The following is a 15,876-nucleotide window of genomic DNA, read 5'->3' on the forward strand; positions in this document are numbered from 1 at the left end:
CGAACAAGGCGGGGTAGCTCAGCCTGGTAGAGCAAGCGGCTCATAATCGCTGTGTCGCCGGTTCAAGTCCGGCCCTCGCTACCGAACAGATCGCATGACCTCTACGAAAGGCACGAGAAGTGGCAGCCACCGACGTCCGTCCGAAGATCACCTTGGCATGCCAGGAGTGCAAGCACCGCAACTACATCACCAAGAAGAACCGGCGCAACGACCCGGACCGAGTGGAGCTGAAGAAGTTCTGCCCGAACTGCGGCCGGCACACCGCGCACCGCGAGACCCGCTAGCGCCCGCCGGCGGCCCGGGCCGCCGCACAACTGCACGCCCCGACCTGGCGCCTCCTTCAGAGGCGCCAGTGGCGTTTCTCCCGCCCGGTTTCCGGTTTGCTCGCGGGGCCCGGCACCCGCAGCGGTGTGGGCTCCGGCAGCGGTGAGATAGCGTGCCGTTATGCCGCTGGATGAGTCATACGTCGGCCGGGTGTACCCGCCCACCGCACCCTACGAGGTCGGCCGCGAGAAGATCCGCGAGTTCGCCGACGCGATCGGCGACCGGAACCCGGCCTACCGCGACCCGGCGGCCGCCAAGGCCCTGGGGTACTCCGACGTGATCGCGCCGCCGACCTTCCCGATCGTGCTGTCCACCCCGGCGGCCCACCAGGTGATCCGCGACCCCGAACTGGGGCTGGACTACTCCAAGGTGGTGCACGGCGAGCAGCAGTTCAGCTACCAGCGTCCGGTGCAGGCCGGCGACGTCCTGCAGGTGACGGTGCGGGTGGAGTCGATCCGGATGGCGGCCGGCAACGACCTGATCAGCACCCGGGGCGACGTCACCACGGTGGACGGCGAGCTGGTGGTCACCGCGTTCTCCACGCTGGTGGCCCGGGGCACGGCGACCGGGGAGGCGAGCCAGGCATGACCGTCCGCTTCGCCGACGTGTCGGTCGGCACGGCGCTGCCGTCGCAGACCTTCCCGCTGGAGCGGGCCGACCTGGTCCGCTACGCCGGCGCGTCCGGTGACTTCAACCCGATCCACTGGGACGAACGCACCGCCAAGGCGGTGGGCCTGCCCGACATCATCGCGCACGGCATGCTCACCATGGCGGTCGCCGTCCGGGTGGTCACCGACTGGGTGGGCGACCCCGGCGCCGTGCTGGACTACAAGGTCCGGTTCAGCAAGCCGGTGGTGATCGCCGCGGACGAACCCACTCCGCTGGAGGTGAGCGGGGTGGTACGGGCGGTGGATCCCTCCGACCAGACCGCCGAGATCCAGCTGACCGCCTCGGTGCCCGGCCACGCCACGGTGCTCACCAAGGCGCGGGTCCGGGTAAGGCTGGCGTCCTGATGACGGCGGACCGCGGCGCGCGCCGGGGCAGCGCATGACCGCCGCCGACGGATCTGCCGGCGAGGAGGTCACGATCGGCAAGGACGAGGCCGCCGGTCGCTACGAGATCTTCCTGGACGGGCGCCGGGTGGGCCTGGCCGACTACTTCCGGCGCGGCGACGTAGTGGTGATCCCGCACACCGAGACCCTGCCGCAGTACGGCGGCCGGGGCCTGGCCAGCCAGCTGGTGCGCTACTGCCTGGACGACATCCGGGCGCAGGGCCTGCGAGTGCGGCCGTCCTGCCCGTTCGTCGCCGCCTTCATCCGCAAGAACCCGGAATACGCCGACCTGGTGGCTCAGCCTTAGCCGGTCCGGCCCTCGAACGACCAGGCCGGCCGCCCTCGGCTCAGCTGTCGGCGACCAGTTTCTGGATCCGGCCGATGCCCTCGGCGAGGTCTGCATCGCCGAGGGCGTAGGACAGCCGCAGGTAGCCCGGCGTGCCGAACGCCTCGCCCGGCACCACGGCCACCTCCGCCTCGTCCAGGATCAGGCCGGCCAGCTCCGCGGAGCTGGCCGCCGTCCGGCCCCGCAGCGACCGGCCGAGCAGCCCCTTGACCTGGGGGTAGGCGTAGAAGGCGCCGCCGGGGGACGGGCAGACGACCCCGTCGATGGCCGAGAGCATCTCCACGATGGTGCGCCGGCGGCGGTCGAAGGCGGTGCGCATGTCGGCCACCGCGGACAGGTCGCCGCTGACCGCGGCCAGCGCTGCCGCCTGGGCGACGTTGGAGACGTTGGAGGTGGCGTGCGACTGCAGGTTGGTCGCCGCCCTGACCACGTCCGGCGCGCCGATCAGCCAGCCGACCCGCCAGCCGGTCATCGCATAGGTCTTGGCCACCCCGTTGAGCACCACCACCCGGTCGCCCAGCGCCGGAGCGGCGGTGGCGATCGAGACGTGCCGGTGCTCGCCGTAGACCAGGTGCTCGTAGATCTCGTCGGTCACCACCCACAGGCCCTGCTCGGCCGCCCAGCTGCCGATCGCCTCCACCTGCTCGGGCGGGTAGACCGCGCCGGAGGGGTTGGAGGGCGAGACGAACAGCAGCACCTTGGTGCGCTCGGTGCGGGCCGCGTCCAGCTGCTCGACGGTTGCCAGGTAGCCGGTGGTCTCGTCGGTCAGCACCGGGACCGGCACCCCGCCGGCCAGCCGGATGGCCTCCGGGTAGGTCGTCCAGTACGGCGCGACCAGCAGCACCTCGTCGCCTGGGTCCAGCAGGGTGGCGAAGGCGTTGTAGACGGCCTGCTTGCCGCCGTTGGTGATCAGCACTCCGGACGCCTCCACCGGGTAGCCCGAGTCGCGCACAGTCTTGGCCGCGACCGCCGCCCGCAGTTCCGGCAGTCCCGCCACCGGGGTGTAGCGGTGGTAGCGCGGCTGCCGGGCCGCCGCCACGGCCGCCTGCACGATGTAGTCCGGGGTGGGGAAGTCCGGCTCCCCGGCGCCGAAGCCGATCACCGGGCGGCCGGCGGCCTGCAACGCCTTGGCCTTGGCGTCGACGGCCAGGGTGGCAGACTCGGCGATGGCCGAAATGCGGTCTGAGATGCGAGTACCCATACCGCCATCGTCCCAGATCTCGCCGGCCCGGCCGACCGGAGCCGCCCGGCCGCCGAGCTGTGGGCAGTGGGCGCAAGGCGGCTTTTGGCCGCAGCACGGCCGGTCCCTTACACTGACTCTCCGGGTCCACATCGGGCCGTGCGCAAGCGTGCGCGCATCCGGTAGCTTCGGCGGTCGGGCAGCGGTACGCGCGGGCACGGGGTGGATTCGCTTTGGCAGAGCGGTTGGGCTGGTCGGCCTGGGTGTTTGCCAGAGGGGCGTGGCTCAATTGGTAGAGCACCGGTCTCCAAAACCGGCGGTTGCAGGTTCGAGTCCTGTCGCCCCTGCGCCATCAGCGCCGTGCGCGTTTGTCCCGGGAACCACCCACCGGGGAACCGACACGGCGCCCGAGAGGAGAAACGGTGACTGAGACACAGGCCGCACCTGCCCCGTCGTCGCGCCCGGACCCGGGTTCCGGCCGCGGGCTGAGCGTGCTGTGGGCGTGGTTGCCGGCTCTGATCAGGGCCTTGCAGCGCCGGACCCGGGAGACCGTGTCCGAGATGCGCAAGGTGCTCTGGCCCTCCCGCCGGGAGATGATCACCTACACCATCGTGGTGATGATCTTCCTGGTGATCATGGTGACGGTGGTGGCGCTGCTCGACCTGGGGCTGGCCAAGGCGGTCCTGGCGATCTTCGGCTAGCCGGCCCACCGCGCGCCGGCCGGCCGTCTGGGGACAGACTGGTCGTGCCCGGTACCGATCCGCACGACGCGATAGCAAGGAAGAGAGAGAAGTGACCGAGTTCGACAGCAACGCCGTGGACGCGGCGGCCAACGGCAGCACCGCCGACGAGCGCAACGCCGCTGCGGATGCCGGGGTCGCCCTGCCCGTCCTCGACGTCGAGGACGAGGTCTACGGGATCAGCGCCGAGGAGAAGTACAACGAGGCGGCCGAGGAGAGCGCGGACCAGGCCTGGGCCCGGGCCGCGGCCGAGCTCGGCAGCGAGCCCGACCCGGCGCCGGCCGAGCCCGAGCAGGCCGACGCCGACGCCGAGCCGGCCGCCCTCGACCCGGTCGAGGAGCTGCGGGCGGAGCTGCGCCGGGCGCCGGGCGACTGGTTCGTGGTGCACTCCTACGCCGGCTACGAGAACAAGGTGAAGACCAACCTGGAGAGCCGGATCTCCTCCCTCGACATGGAGGACTACATCTTCCAGGTGGAGGTACCCACCGAGGAAGTCGTCGAGATCAAGAACGGCAAGCGCCAGCAGGTCAACCGCAAGGTGTTCCCGGGCTACATCCTGGTCCGGATGGAGCTGACCGACGACTCGTGGGGCGCGGTGCGCAACACGCCGGGCGTGACCGGCTTCGTCGGCGCCACCTCCAAGCCCTCGCCGCTGTCGATGGACGAGGTCCTCAAGATCCTGGCCCCGACCGTGCAGAAGTCCGGCGCGGCCGGCAAGTCCGGCGCGGCCGGCGGTGCCGAGACCTCGGGCAGCGCTCCGACCGAGGTGGTGGACTTCGAGATCGGTGAGTCGGTGACGGTGATGGACGGCCCCTTCGCCACCCTGCCGGCCACCATCTCCGAGATCGACGCGCTGCACGCCAAGCTCAAGGTGCTGGTCTCGATCTTCGGCCGCGAGACCCCGGTGGAGCTCTCCTTCAGCCAGGTCTCCAAGATCTAGCGCCCGTACCGACCTTCCCGACACGACCGACCTACCAGAAGAAGAGACGACATGCCCCCCAAGAAGAAGAAGCTCACCGCGGTCATCAAGCTGCAGATCAAGGCGGGCCAGGCCAACCCGGCACCGCCGGTGGGTCCGGCGCTCGGCCAGCACGGCGTGAACATCATGGAGTTCTGCAAGGCCTACAACGCCGCCACCGAGGCGCAGCGCGGCCAGGTCGTGCCGGTCGAGATCTCGGTCTACGAGGACCGGTCGTTCACCTTCGTCACCAAGACCCCGCCGGCCGCCCGGCTGCTGCTGCAGGCCGCCGGCGTGGAGAAGGGTTCCGGCGAGCCGCACAAGACCAAGGTCGCCAAGGTGAGCATGGCCCAGATCCGCGAGATCGCCCAGACCAAGATGGAAGACCTCAACGCCAACGACCTGGACCAGGCCTCGAAGATCATCGCCGGCACCGCCCGGTCGATGGGAATCACCGTCGCCGACTAGTCGTTGCACGACCTGGCAGCCGTGCGCCGGCTGCCCGCAGGACAGCAGTCCCGAGTGGGAGGTCGCCGACCGCCGGCGCCCGTCAGACCACGCGAGTACAAGGAGTACCGATATGGCAAAGCGCAGCAAGGCCTACACCGAAGCGGCCAAGCTGGTCGATTCCAGCAAGGTCTACAGCCCGTTGGAGGCCGCCAAGGCCGCCATCGCCAGTTCGCCCGTCAAGTTCGACGCCACCGTCGAGGTCGCGATGCGGCTGGGCGTCGACCCCCGCAAGGCCGACCAGATGGTGCGCGGCACCGTCAGCCTGCCGCACGGCACCGGCAAGACCGCCCGGGTCATCGTGTTCGCCACCGGCGAGCAGGCCGCCGCGGCTGAGGCCGCCGGCGCCGACCGGGTGGGCAGCGACGACCTGATCGCCGCGATCTCCGACGGCTTCCTCGACTTCGACGCCGCGATCGCCACCCCGGACCAGATGGCCAAGGTCGGCCGGATCGCCCGGATCCTCGGCCCGCGTGGCCTGATGCCCAACCCGAAGACCGGCACCGTCACCCCGGACGTGGCCAAGGCGGTCACCGACATCAAGGGCGGCAAGATCACCTTCCGGGTGGACAAGCAGTCCAACCTGCACCTGGTGATCGGCAAGGCGTCGTTCCCGGCGGAGAAGCTAGTGGAGAACTACGGCGCAGCCCTGGACGAGGTGCTGCGGGCCAAGCCCGCCGCGGCCAAGGGCAAGTACCTGAAGAAGGTGGTGTTCTCCACCACCATGGGCCCGGGCATCCAGGTGGACCCGCTGCGGACCCGCAACCTGCTCGAGGAGACCGCGCAGGCCTGAGGCACGAACCGCCGCGCGAGAGCAGGGCCGGCGGACAACCGAACATCGGACAGAGGGGCGGGCGCCGGTGGCCCGCCCCTCTGCCGTGCTCGACGGGCGGGACCCCGCGAGGCTGGCGGTACCCCGCGAGGCGGGGAAAGAGCCCGGCCGCGGACCAGATCCCCCGCTGCTGGTCCACGGCCGTGGCGTGGAGGACGATGCCGGGGACCGGCCCGGATGGGTGCTACACCCGGGCCGGCCGTCCGCCGGATGGTCCTCACCAGCTACAGAGACGGTTGTCGCGCCGCTGATACCTGGTGACTACCTAAGTATTGGCTGAGCAGTGTACGGACCTAACGTACGTAGCCGACATCTGTCTCATGTATCAGCGAGCCAGGCGCACTCTCCTTGTCATGTAAGGAAAACGTCCTAGGCTCTGCCCTACCGGACGTGCTCGGCAGCGAACACGGCGGTCGGAGGGTGTGCGGACAACGGATGTGGCGACGATGATCAATGCCGAAGCTGAACAGTCAACGTTGGCCAGCCGCGCGGGCGAGGTGTTTCGCCGCTACCGCGACGGCCAGCCCGAGGCCATGGGTGAGTTGGTGGCGATGCTGACCCCGATCCTGTGGCACACCGTCCGCGCCCAGCGGCTGGACAAGCAGTCCACCGAGGACGTGCTGCAGACCACCTGGCTGGCGCTGGTGCGCAGCGCCGGGTCGATCTCCGACCCGCGGGCGGTGCTGCAGTGGCTGATCGTCTCCGCCCGCCGGGAGGCCTGGCGGGTGATGCGCACCGAGTCGCGCCAGACGCCGTACGAGATCGCCGAGGACGCCGTCCAGACCCCGGAGGCGGAGCTGCCGGAGAGCGTCGTGCTGCGCGACGCCTCGGACAAGCTGCTCTGGTCGCACATCGCGACACTGCCCGAGCGCTGCCGGACGCTGCTGCGCGTGATCGCCTTCGCCGACCGACCCGACTACCCCGAACTCGCCCGCTCGCTCGGCATGCCCATCGGAAGCATCGGCCCGACCCGCGGCCGATGCCTTGCCAAGCTGCGCGCCTCACTATCCGCCGATGCTCGTTGGGAGCTGCGATGAACACCTCCGAGATGCCCGCCGAGCAGCGGCTGGCCGAGGCGCCGCTCGACGCCTCGGACGCGACCGTGCTGAGCATGATCGCCGACTTCTACGACCGCATCGACCCGGTTCCGCTGGACCTGGTGGACCGGTTGCAGTTCAGCATCACCCTCGACGCGCTCAATGCCGAGCTGGCCGAGCTGCAGCAACTGCCCGAGGCGGCGCTGGCCTACCGGGGCGAGCAGGCCAGCGTGGTCAAGACGCTCACCTTCGCCAGCGACAGCCTGACCACCATGATCGCGATCAGCCCGGACGGCCCCGATCGGATCCGGATCGACGGCTGGATCGCCCCGGCGGCCGAGGCCAGCGTGGAACTGCACCAGGGCCCCCTGTGCCGCGAAGTATCGGCTGACGCCGACGGCCGGTTCGTCTTCGAGGACGTCGCGCACGGCCTGGTCCGCTTCGTGGTGAGCCCGGCCGCCCCCGGTCAGCACCCGCCGGTGATGACGCCGGCCGTCGAAGTCTGATGAGCCGGCCCCAGCCCCCGGAAGACATGGGTTCCGCACCGCCGCCACGCCGGCGGCGCGAGCCCAGCCTGAACCCGCCCGCCGAGGTGCTGAACAAGCACGGCGGGCGGGTGCTCGACCCGGCCAGCGCGGTCCGGCTGCCGAGCCAGCCGCCGGTCCGTCCCACCGTCTACCTGGGCGCCCGGTTGCTGGTCCGGTCGGTCAAGCTCGACGACGAGGTGCTGCCCGCCCTCAACCAGGCCGCCTCGGAGTCCAACCTGCTGCTGGCCTTCGACCCCGCCGATGCCAACCTGCTGGAGCTGGCCCGGCAGGCCGGCCTGGAAGAGCTCGCGCTGCGGGTGTTGGCCACCCGGGTGCGGCTGGAACCGGCAACCGACAAGCCGGCGGCACCCCCGGACGCCTGGCACGTGCTGCAGAGCTACCGCGCCATCGTCGGCCCGTCCAGCCCCGCCGCCAACCAGGTCAGCCTGGATCACCTGCTCACTGCCACCAATGGCCTGCACGCCTCGGCCGGCATCTCCGGCGTCCCCTACATGGGCGGCGGCGGCGTGGACGGGGTGCCCTACATGGGCGGCGGCAGCGTCGGGATCAGCTCGCAGTACGGCATGCCGGGACACGGCGGCCGGACGCCGGTGACCTGGCTGGGCGCGCCGCCTCCCCGGGTGGCCGAGGCGGACAAGCCCTGCCGCCGGCCGGTGGTGGCGGTGCTCGACACCGGGGTCGGCAGGCATCCGTGGCTGCCCGCCTCGATCGTCCAGCGCCATCCGAAGGTGGCCAGCCTGCCGATCGGGCAGACCGACCCGGCGACCGACCCGGAGGTCAGCGGGCGGCTAAACAACCCGCTGGAGGGCACCCTCGACTCCGACGCCGGGCACGGCACCTTCATCGCCGGCCTGATCCGCCAGATCTGCCCGGACGCCGACATCCTGGCGATCCGGGTGATGTACGGCGACGGCGCGGTCCCCGAGGGCGATCTGCTGGAGGCGTTGAACCGGTTGCTGCTGCGCCAGGCGCTGGCCCAGGCGCTGGACAAGCCGGAGTGGCTGGTCGACGTGGTGTCGCTGTCGCTGGGGTACTACCACGAGCTGCCCGCCGACTTCGCCTACGACCAGCTGCTGATCGAGTCGTTGCGCGCGCTCGGCGAGCGCGGCGTCGCGGTGGTGGCCGCGGCCGGCAACGACGCCACCGCCCGGCACTTCTACCCGGCCGGCTTCGCGCCGCACGCCGGCGGGAAGTGGAACCCGGTGCAGCACAACCTGCTGCCGGTGGTCAGCGTCGGCGCGCTCAACCCCGACCTGCGCTCGGTGGCGCTGTTCAGCAACGCCGGTGACTGGGTGTGCTGCCACCGGCAGGGCGCGGCACTGGTCAGCACCATGCCGACCACCTTCAACGGCTCGTTGCAGCCGATCGCCTCGGTGCGCGTCACCGGTGACGGGCTGCGCTCCACCATCGACCCCGACAACTTCCACGGCGGCTTCGCCACCTGGAGCGGTACCTCGTTCGCCGCCCCGATCCTGGCCGCCGAGGTGGCCGAGCTGCTCTGGCAGACCGGCAAGCTGGACGCCTGCGACCCGGCCGGCATGCTCGACCGCGGCTGGCAGGCCCTGGAGCAGCTGACCGATATCCGCCGGCCGGCGCCGGACGGCGAGCCGCCGATGTCCGCGTCCTGACCCTGCCGACGTCTGCAGCCTGACTGCCGAACTTCGGTGTAGCCACCGCCGCGACTCGGTAGGGTCGCGGAATGAGCCGCATCGGCAGCGGGGAACTGGCCGAAGCAGGACGGCTGCACGCACTCGGCGTCGAGCACAACAACGCCGGCCATCCGCTGCGTGCCGTTCGGCTGTTCCGGCGGGCCCTGTCGCTGCCCGAGCTGGCCCGGCCCGCCGACGAGCAGGCCCGGCTGGTGGCCGCCCGGATCTGGATCAGCCTGGCGATGAGCGAGTCCGAGGTGATCGGCGCCGACTGCGGCCTGGCCGACCTCGCCGAAGCCGAGCGGCTGGTGGAACTGACCGGCAACCCCGGCCTGCGCGCGCTGCTGCATCTGCAGTATGGCTACATCCAGGTCCGCGCCGGGCACTTCGCCGCGGGGCTGGCACACCTGGACGCGGCGGTGGAGCTGATCGAGTATGCCGAGCCCGCGCACGCCTGCAACATCCTGATCAACCGCGGCAGCCTGCAGCTCTACCGCGGCCAGCTGGGTGCGGCCCGGCAGGACCTGATCCGCTCGGCCGACCTGGCAGCCGAGCACGGCCTGCGGGTGGAGGAGTTCAAGGCCCGGCACAACCTGGGTTACCTGGAGTTCCTGGCCGGCAACCTGGCGCTGGCGCTGAAGATCATGGACGACGTGCAGGCCATCGACGCCCAGGTGTCGCTGGCGGTGGCGCTGCTGGACCGGGCCCGGGTGCTGCTGGAGGCCGGCCTGCACCGGGAGTCCGACGACTCGCTGATCGAGGCGGCGGCGCTGTTCCGCGCCGACCGGTTGCACAAGGAACTGGCCGAGGTGGAGCTGGCCCGGGCCGAGTGCGCCCTGCTGGACGGCGAGATCGCGGCAGCCCGCCGGCTGGCCGCCACCGCCCGCGACCGGTTCCGCCGGCGCGCCAACGACCGGTGGCGCCGTGACGCGGAGCTGGTGCTGCTGCACGCCGACCTTGCGGCCGGCCGGCCCGGCGGTCGGCTGGCCGGGCCCGCGCTGCGGCTGGCCGCCGAGTTCCGCGCCGCCGGCCTGGACACCCAGGCCCGGACCAGCCAGCTGATCGCCGCCGAGGCGCTGCTGCGGGCCGGACGCACCGAGCAGGCCCGCGAGGTGGCCGGCGAGGCCGGCCCGGTCCGGCCCGCGGACCCGGTCTCGGCCCGCCTGCACACCCGGCTGGTGCGGGCCCGGCTGTCGATCGCGGCCGGCGATGCCGGCACCGCCCGCCGCGAGGCGCGCACCGGGCTGGCCGAGCTGGCCCGGCACCAGGCCCAGTTCGGCAGCATCGACCTGCAGACCGCGAGCGCCGTGCACGGCCGGCAGCTGGCCGAGCTGGACCTGTCGATGGCGCTGGCCGACGGCAAGCCGGCGGGGGTGCTGGCCGCCATCGAGCGGGGCCGCGCCACTTCCAGCCGGCTGCCGCGGATCAGCGCGCCGTCGGACCCGGTGGTCGCCGAGCTGCTGGCCGAGCTGCGGCGCACCGTCGAGGCGCTGCGCTCGATCCGGTCCGACGCCGCCGCGGCCGAGCAGGCCGGCGCGCAGCGGCGCCGGGTGGCCGACCTGCAGCGGCGACTGCGGGCCCGGGCCTGGCAGGCGGCGGGGGTGGGCAGCGCGCCCCGGCCGGCGTCGCTGGGCCAGATCGAGGCGGAGCTGGGCCGGACCGAGACGGCGCTGGCCTGCTACTTCGACGTCGGCGGCCGGCTGCATGCCGTGCTGCTGGCCGGCGGCCGGTCCGAGATCGTGCCGCTGGGCAGCAGCGCGGCGGTGTCGGAGACGGTTCGCCGGGTCCGTGCCGACCTCGACGTGCTGGCCCACCGCCGGCTGCCGGCGGCGCTGCTCACCTCGGTCTGCGCGACGCTGAACCGGTCGCTGGCCACCCTGGCCGGCCAGCTGCTGGACCCGCTGCGACTGCCCGAGGACCGGCTGGTGATCGTGCCGACCGGCATGCTGGCCGCGCTGCCGTGGACGAACCTGCCCCCGCTGCGCGGCCGCCCGGTGGTGGTGGCGCCGTCGGCCACCGCGTGGCTGGCGGCCGCCACCCGCGCTCCCGGCCGGGGTGGCGGGCCGGTGGTGGCGCTGGCCGGGCCGGACCTGACCCACGCGCCGGACGAGGTACGCGCCGTCGGTGCGGTGTGGCCCGGGGCCCGGGTGCTGACCGGCGAGCAGGGCGGCCGGGAGGCGCTGGTGTCGGCACTGTCGGCCGCCACCGTGGTGCACGTCGCCGCGCACGGCCAGCACCATGCCGAGAACCCGCTGTTCTCCCTGATCCGGCTGGTGGACGGCCCGCTGTTCGCCTACGAGCTCGACCACACCAGCAGGGCGGCCGAGCACGTGGTGCTGTCGGCCTGCGAGCTCGGCCAGGCCACCATCCGGGCCGGCGACGAGGCCCTGGGGCTGACCAGCGTGCTGCTGCGGCTGGGCAGCCGGTCGGTGATCTCCGGGGTGGCCCGGGTGCCCGATGACGTGGCCGCCGAGGTGATGACTCGCTACCACGCGGCGCTGGCCGGCGGGCTGGACTCGGCCGCCGCGCTGGCCGACGCCTGCGCCGGCTCCGGCACGCCCGCGCCGTTCGTCTGCTTCGGCGCCACCTGGTGACCGAAGGGCCGCTGTCCCGGACGGGCCGGTGAACGGACCGGGCCGGTGACCCTGGCGGGGACCGGCCCCGGCGGATTTGGACGTCCGTCCGTTTGTCCGTAGCATCGACTACCGAACCACCCGAAGACCGCTGGTTGTCGCGTGCGCACATGCGACCGAACAGCTCCGGAGCGCCGGAGCGGCCCGCGCAGGATGGCCCGGTAGTGCGACTTCTGTCCGCCCCGTGCGCCCTGCGCCGGGGCGTTTCTCGTTCTCCGCGACTGCTCGGCTGCCTGCCGCTCAGGCACGCTGGCGCAGACGTGCAAGAGAGGAGGGACATGCCGAACAAGGAAAAGGTGGGCGCGGTCGCCGAGATCGTCGAGCGCTTCACCGAGTCGTCGGCCACGGTGATCACCGAGTACCGCGGGCTCACCGTCAAGCAGGTCACCGAGCTCCGCCAGGCGCTCGGCGCCGACGCCACCTACGCGGTGGTGAAGAACACCCTGACCCGGCGGGCCGCGGCCGAGGCCGGCGTCAGCATCGACGACAGCCTGCTGGTCGGGCCCACCGCCATAGCGTTCGTCAAGGGCGACCCGGTCACGGCCGCCAAGGGCCTGCGTGACTTCGCCAAGGCGCACCCGCTGCTGGTGATCAAGGGCGGCGTGCTCGACGGCAAGACGCTCAGCGCGGCCGAGGTCAACCAGATCGCCGACCTGGAGTCCCGCGAGGTGCTGCTGGCCAAGATCGCCGGCGTCCTCAAGGCGCTGCCGACCCGGGCCGCGGGCCTGTTCCAGGCACCGCTGTCCCAGGTCGCCCGGCTGGCCAAGGCGCTGGAGGACAAGACTCCGGCCGACGCCGCCACGGCAACCGACACCGCTGCGGCAACCGACGCAGCCGACACCGACGCGGCAACCGACGCTGCCGCTGACACCGCCACGACCGAGGCCGATGAGGCTTCGACCGGGGCAACCGACACTTCCGCCGAGCCGGCGGAGCAGTAACCAACCCATCTGCCGGCTTTCCCGGCGAGACAGAAAGGACGCCATCATGGCGAAGCTCAGCACTGACGAGCTCATCGACGCGTTCAAGGAGCTCACCCTCCTGGAGCTCTCGGCATTCGTGAAGCAGTTCGAGGAGACCTTCGACGTCACCGCCGCCGCTCCGGTCGCGGTCGCCGCCGCCCCGGCCGGTCCGGGCGGTGCCGCCCCGGCCGAGGCCGCCGAGGAGCAGGACGAGTTCGACGTCATCCTCGAAGCTGCCGGCGACAAGAAGATCCAGGTCATCAAGGAGGTGCGCACCCTCACCAGCCTCGGCCTGAAGGAGGCCAAGGACTTGGTGGACGGCGCCCCGAAGCCGGTCCTGGAGAAGGTCAACAAAGAGGCCGCCGACAAGGCCAAGGCGGCCCTCGAGGGCGCCGGCGCCACGGTGACCGTCAAGTAGTTCCCGCAGTACCCGCCTCAGGGGCGGTCCGCGTTCGCGCGGGCCGCCCCTGAGCGTTTCTCCGGCCGGCCGCGCGGGCATCCGCACCGCACCGGAGCACCGCGGCAACAGGTGACAACGCCAGCGTGGCGGTCCCGGCGAGTGCCCCCACCCTTTGCCAGGATTGTCTGGCGCCAGCTGCCCGGCCGGTAACCGAAGGCCGGCTGGCTCGTTGTAAGCGCAGATGCCGCACCGCTGCCAACCAGCGCGCCTTCTTCTCGGAAAGGGTCCGCGAACGCCGAAAGGAGCCGGGGTGGGAGTCGAGGTTGCCGTCCAGGGCCTGACCAAGTCGTTCGGCAAGCAGGTCATCTGGCGGGACGTGACGCTCACCCTGCCGCCGGGGGAGATCAGCGTGCTGCTCGGCCCGTCCGGCACCGGCAAGTCGGTCTTCCTCAAGACCCTGGTGGGCCTGCTCAAGCCCGACCGCGGCTCGATCTTCATCTCCGACGTGGACCTGGCCCGGTGCAGCGAGCACCAGCTCTACGAGACCCGCAAGCTCTTCGGCGTGCTGTTCCAGGACGGCGCGCTGTTCGGCTCGATGAACCTGTTCGACAACATCGCCTTCCCGCTGCGCGAGCACACCCGCAAGGGCGAGTCCGAGATCAAGCAGATCGTCTCGGAGAAGCTGGAGATGGTCGGGCTGACCGGCACCGAGAAGAAGCTGCCCGGCGAGATCTCCGGCGGCATGCGCAAGCGGGCCGGGCTGGCCCGGGCGCTGGTGCTCAACCCCGAGATCATCCTGTTCGACGAGCCGGACTCCGGCCTGGACCCGGTCCGGGTGGCCTACCTCAACCAGCTGATCGTCGACCTGAACGCCCAGACCGACTCGACGTTCCTGATCGTCACCCACGACATCGGCACCGCCCGCACGGTGCCGGACAACCTGGGGCTGCTGTTCCGCCGGGAACTGGTGATGTTCGGCCCCCGCGAGGTGCTGCTCACCTCCGACGAGGCCGTGGTCGAGCAGTTCCTCAACGGCCGGCGGGAGGGCCCGATCGGCATGTCCGAGGAGAAGGACGCCGACCAAGTCGCCGCCGAGCTCGCCGCCCTGGACGGCAGTTCCCCGGTGCCGGGAACCGGCCCGAAGGGCGCCACCGGCACCGGGGTGCCGCCGCAGCTGTTGCCGTCCCCGGGGCTGGGAGAGCGCAAGGCGGCCGGCCGGCGCCAGGACCGGGTGCTGCAGTTGCTGCCCAGCCTGCCCGCCAAGGCACAGCAGGCGGTCCGGGACGCCCTGGACGCCGAGCACCGGGCGCGGCTGGGAGAGTACGGACCGCCCGAACCCCCATCGCCCGAGCAGCCGACGTCGCAGCACGGCTCGCCGGACTACCAGACGGTGGCCGAATGAGCTCGCTGTCGCCGGCGGCCGGGATCGCCCACGCCGGCCGGCTCTTCGCGCTGTTCCTGGACGTGGCGCGGCTGTCGGTCCGACGGCCGTTCCAGGGCCGGGAGTTCGTCCAGCAGGCGTGGTTCATCGCCAGCGTGACGATCCTGCCGACCGCGCTGGTGGCCATTCCGTTCGGCGCCGTCATCGCCCTGCAGCTGGGCACCCTGACCCGCCAGCTCGGCGCCCAGTCCTTCACCGGGGCGGCCTCGGTGCTGGCCGTCATCCGGGAGGCCAGCCCCATCGTGTGCGCGCTGCTGATCGCCGGCGCCGGCGGCTCGGCGATCTGCGCGGACCTGGGCAGCCGCAAGATCCGCGACGAGATCGATGCGATGGAGGTGCTCGGCATCTCCCCGGTGCAGCGGCTGGTGGTGCCCCGGGTGCTGGCCTGCATGCTGGTGGCCGCCGCGCTCAATGGCCTGGTCAGCGTGGTCGGTGTGGCCGGCGGCTACTTCTTCAACGTGGTGCTGCAGAACGGCACGCCCGGCGCGTACCTGGCCAGCTTCTCCGCCCTCGCCCAGCTGCCGGACCTGTACGCCGGCGAGCTGAAGGCGGTGGTGTTCGGGCTGATTGCCGCCGTGGTCGCCTCCTACAAGGGCCTCAACGCCGGCGGCGGGCCCAAGGGCGTCGGGGACGCGGTGAACCAGTCGGTGGTGATCACCTTCCTGATGCTGTTCTTCGTCAACTTCGTGATGACGGCGGTGTACTTCCAGGTCGTGCCGCCGAAGGGGTCTTAGATGGCTAGCCCCATGCTGGCCTCGGCCCGGCGCGCGCTCGGCCGGCCGGTCGGCGCGCTGGACAGCCTGGGCGAGCAGCTGCTGTTCTACGTCAAGGCGCTGGCCTGGACGCCCCGCACCATCCGCCGCTACAAGAAAGAGGTGCTGCGGCTGCTGGCCGAGGTCACCTTCGGCACCGGCGCGCTGGCGGTGATCGGCGGCACGGTGGGCGTGATCGCGTTCCTGTCCTTCTTCACCGGCACCGAGGTGGGCCTGCAGGGCTACGCCGCGCTCAACCAGCTCGGCGCCGGCCCCTTCACCGGTTTCATCTCGGCCTACTTCAACACCCGCGAGATCGCTCCGCTGGTTGCCGGGCTGGCGCTGTCGGCCACCGTCGGGTGCGGGTTCACCGCCCAGCTCGGTGCGATGCGGATCTCGGAGGAGATCGATGCCCTCGAGGTGATGGCGGTTCCGTCGCTGCCGTTCCTGGTGACCGCCCGGCTGATCGCCGGCTTCATCGCGGTGATCCCGCTCTACGTCATCGGCCTGCTGTG

At 71.8% G+C, this 15,876-nt stretch carries 18 protein-coding genes and 2 tRNA genes; 19 read left to right on the plus strand and 1 reads right to left on the minus strand.

What is annotated here, in order from left to right; all coding sequences use genetic code 11:
- Positions 1-7 precede the first annotated feature (7 nt).
- The 5 genes from VLJ82_RS11250 (at position 8) to VLJ82_RS11270 (ending at position 1,683) form a co-directional block, all read left to right on the plus strand.
- Positions 8-81 (plus strand) — tRNA-Met (locus tag VLJ82_RS11250).
- Between the two features lie 38 nt (positions 82-119).
- Positions 120-284, plus strand: coding sequence for a 50S ribosomal protein L33 (rpmG, locus tag VLJ82_RS11255; protein ID WP_408663442.1), 165 nt, complete (start codon positions 120-122; stop codon positions 282-284).
- Between the two features lie 160 nt (positions 285-444).
- Positions 445-912, plus strand: a complete 468-nt coding sequence (locus VLJ82_RS11260) for an FAS1-like dehydratase domain-containing protein (RefSeq protein ID WP_408663443.1) — start codon at positions 445-447, stop codon at positions 910-912.
- Positions 909-1,337, plus strand: coding sequence for a MaoC/PaaZ C-terminal domain-containing protein (locus VLJ82_RS11265; RefSeq protein ID WP_408663444.1), 429 nt, complete (start codon positions 909-911; stop codon positions 1,335-1,337). Before VLJ82_RS11260 ends, VLJ82_RS11265 begins: the two co-directional genes overlap by 4 nt.
- A gap of 34 nt (positions 1,338-1,371) precedes the next feature.
- Positions 1,372-1,683, plus strand: a complete 312-nt coding sequence (locus VLJ82_RS11270; RefSeq protein WP_408663445.1) for a GNAT family N-acetyltransferase — start codon at positions 1,372-1,374, stop codon at positions 1,681-1,683.
- A 40-nt stretch (positions 1,684-1,723) separates the two neighbouring features.
- On the opposite strand, the gene VLJ82_RS11275 is transcribed toward VLJ82_RS11270, so the two are convergent.
- Positions 1,724-2,923 carry a pyridoxal phosphate-dependent aminotransferase gene (locus VLJ82_RS11275; protein ID WP_408663446.1) on the minus strand — a complete coding sequence of 400 codons (1,200 nt, stop codon included), beginning with the start codon at positions 2,921-2,923 and terminating at the stop codon, positions 1,724-1,726.
- A 253-nt stretch (positions 2,924-3,176) separates the two neighbouring features.
- Between VLJ82_RS11275 and VLJ82_RS11280 the strand changes: the two genes are divergently transcribed.
- The 14 genes from VLJ82_RS11280 to VLJ82_RS11345 form a co-directional block, all read left to right on the plus strand.
- Positions 3,177-3,249, plus strand: a tRNA-Trp gene (locus VLJ82_RS11280).
- Positions 3,250-3,324: 75 nt separating this feature from the next.
- Positions 3,325-3,603 carry a preprotein translocase subunit SecE gene (gene secE / locus VLJ82_RS11285; protein WP_408663447.1) on the plus strand — a complete coding sequence of 93 codons (279 nt, stop codon included), beginning with the start codon at positions 3,325-3,327 and terminating at the stop codon, positions 3,601-3,603.
- A gap of 91 nt (positions 3,604-3,694) precedes the next feature.
- Positions 3,695-4,582 carry a transcription termination/antitermination protein NusG gene (gene nusG, locus VLJ82_RS11290; protein ID WP_408663448.1) on the plus strand — a complete coding sequence of 296 codons (888 nt, stop codon included), beginning with the start codon at positions 3,695-3,697 and terminating at the stop codon, positions 4,580-4,582.
- Between the two features lie 51 nt (positions 4,583-4,633).
- Entirely contained in the window at positions 4,634-5,068 is a 435-nt protein-coding gene (gene rplK, locus VLJ82_RS11295) for a 50S ribosomal protein L11 (RefSeq protein ID WP_408663449.1), read from the plus strand.
- 112 nt (positions 5,069-5,180) lie between these two features.
- Entirely contained in the window at positions 5,181-5,900 is a 720-nt protein-coding gene (rplA, locus tag VLJ82_RS11300; RefSeq protein ID WP_408663450.1) for a 50S ribosomal protein L1, read from the plus strand.
- Between the two features lie 572 nt (positions 5,901-6,472).
- On the plus strand, positions 6,473-6,976 hold the full coding sequence (locus VLJ82_RS11305; RefSeq protein ID WP_408663451.1) for an RNA polymerase sigma factor: 504 nt from the start codon (positions 6,473-6,475) through the stop codon (positions 6,974-6,976).
- The gene (locus VLJ82_RS11310; RefSeq protein ID WP_408663452.1) at positions 6,973-7,482 is read left to right on the plus strand and encodes a carboxypeptidase regulatory-like domain-containing protein; all 510 of its coding nucleotides are present in this window, start codon (positions 6,973-6,975) and stop codon (positions 7,480-7,482) included. Before VLJ82_RS11305 ends, VLJ82_RS11310 begins: the two co-directional genes overlap by 4 nt.
- Positions 7,483-7,508: 26 nt before the next feature.
- Complete coding sequence (locus VLJ82_RS11315) at positions 7,509-9,152, plus strand: S8 family peptidase (RefSeq protein WP_408663453.1); 1,644 nt, start codon at positions 7,509-7,511, stop codon at positions 9,150-9,152.
- Positions 9,153-9,223: 71 nt separating this feature from the next.
- Complete coding sequence (locus VLJ82_RS11320; protein WP_408663454.1) at positions 9,224-11,767, plus strand: CHAT domain-containing protein; 2,544 nt, start codon at positions 9,224-9,226, stop codon at positions 11,765-11,767.
- Between the two features lie 317 nt (positions 11,768-12,084).
- A complete protein-coding gene (gene rplJ / locus VLJ82_RS11325) occupies positions 12,085-12,747 on the plus strand; it encodes a 50S ribosomal protein L10 (RefSeq protein ID WP_408663455.1) in 663 nt (220 codons plus the stop codon).
- Positions 12,748-12,793: 46 nt separating this feature from the next.
- Complete coding sequence (gene rplL, locus VLJ82_RS11330) at positions 12,794-13,186, plus strand: 50S ribosomal protein L7/L12 (RefSeq protein ID WP_408663456.1); 393 nt, start codon at positions 12,794-12,796, stop codon at positions 13,184-13,186.
- A gap of 292 nt (positions 13,187-13,478) precedes the next feature.
- Positions 13,479-14,570, plus strand: coding sequence for an ABC transporter ATP-binding protein (locus VLJ82_RS11335; protein WP_408663457.1), 1,092 nt, complete (start codon positions 13,479-13,481; stop codon positions 14,568-14,570).
- Positions 14,567-15,343: an MlaE family ABC transporter permease gene (locus VLJ82_RS11340; RefSeq protein ID WP_408663458.1), complete on the plus strand. Its 777-nt coding sequence runs from the start codon at positions 14,567-14,569 to the stop codon at positions 15,341-15,343. Before VLJ82_RS11335 ends, VLJ82_RS11340 begins: the two co-directional genes overlap by 4 nt.
- A partial coding sequence (locus VLJ82_RS11345; protein WP_408663459.1) for an MlaE family ABC transporter permease occupies positions 15,344-15,876 on the plus strand: 533 nt, incomplete at its 3' end.

Source organism: Jatrophihabitans sp., from assembly GCF_035474675.1.
In the GTDB taxonomy this organism is placed as follows: domain Bacteria; phylum Actinomycetota; class Actinomycetes; order Mycobacteriales; family Jatrophihabitantaceae; genus Jatrophihabitans_A.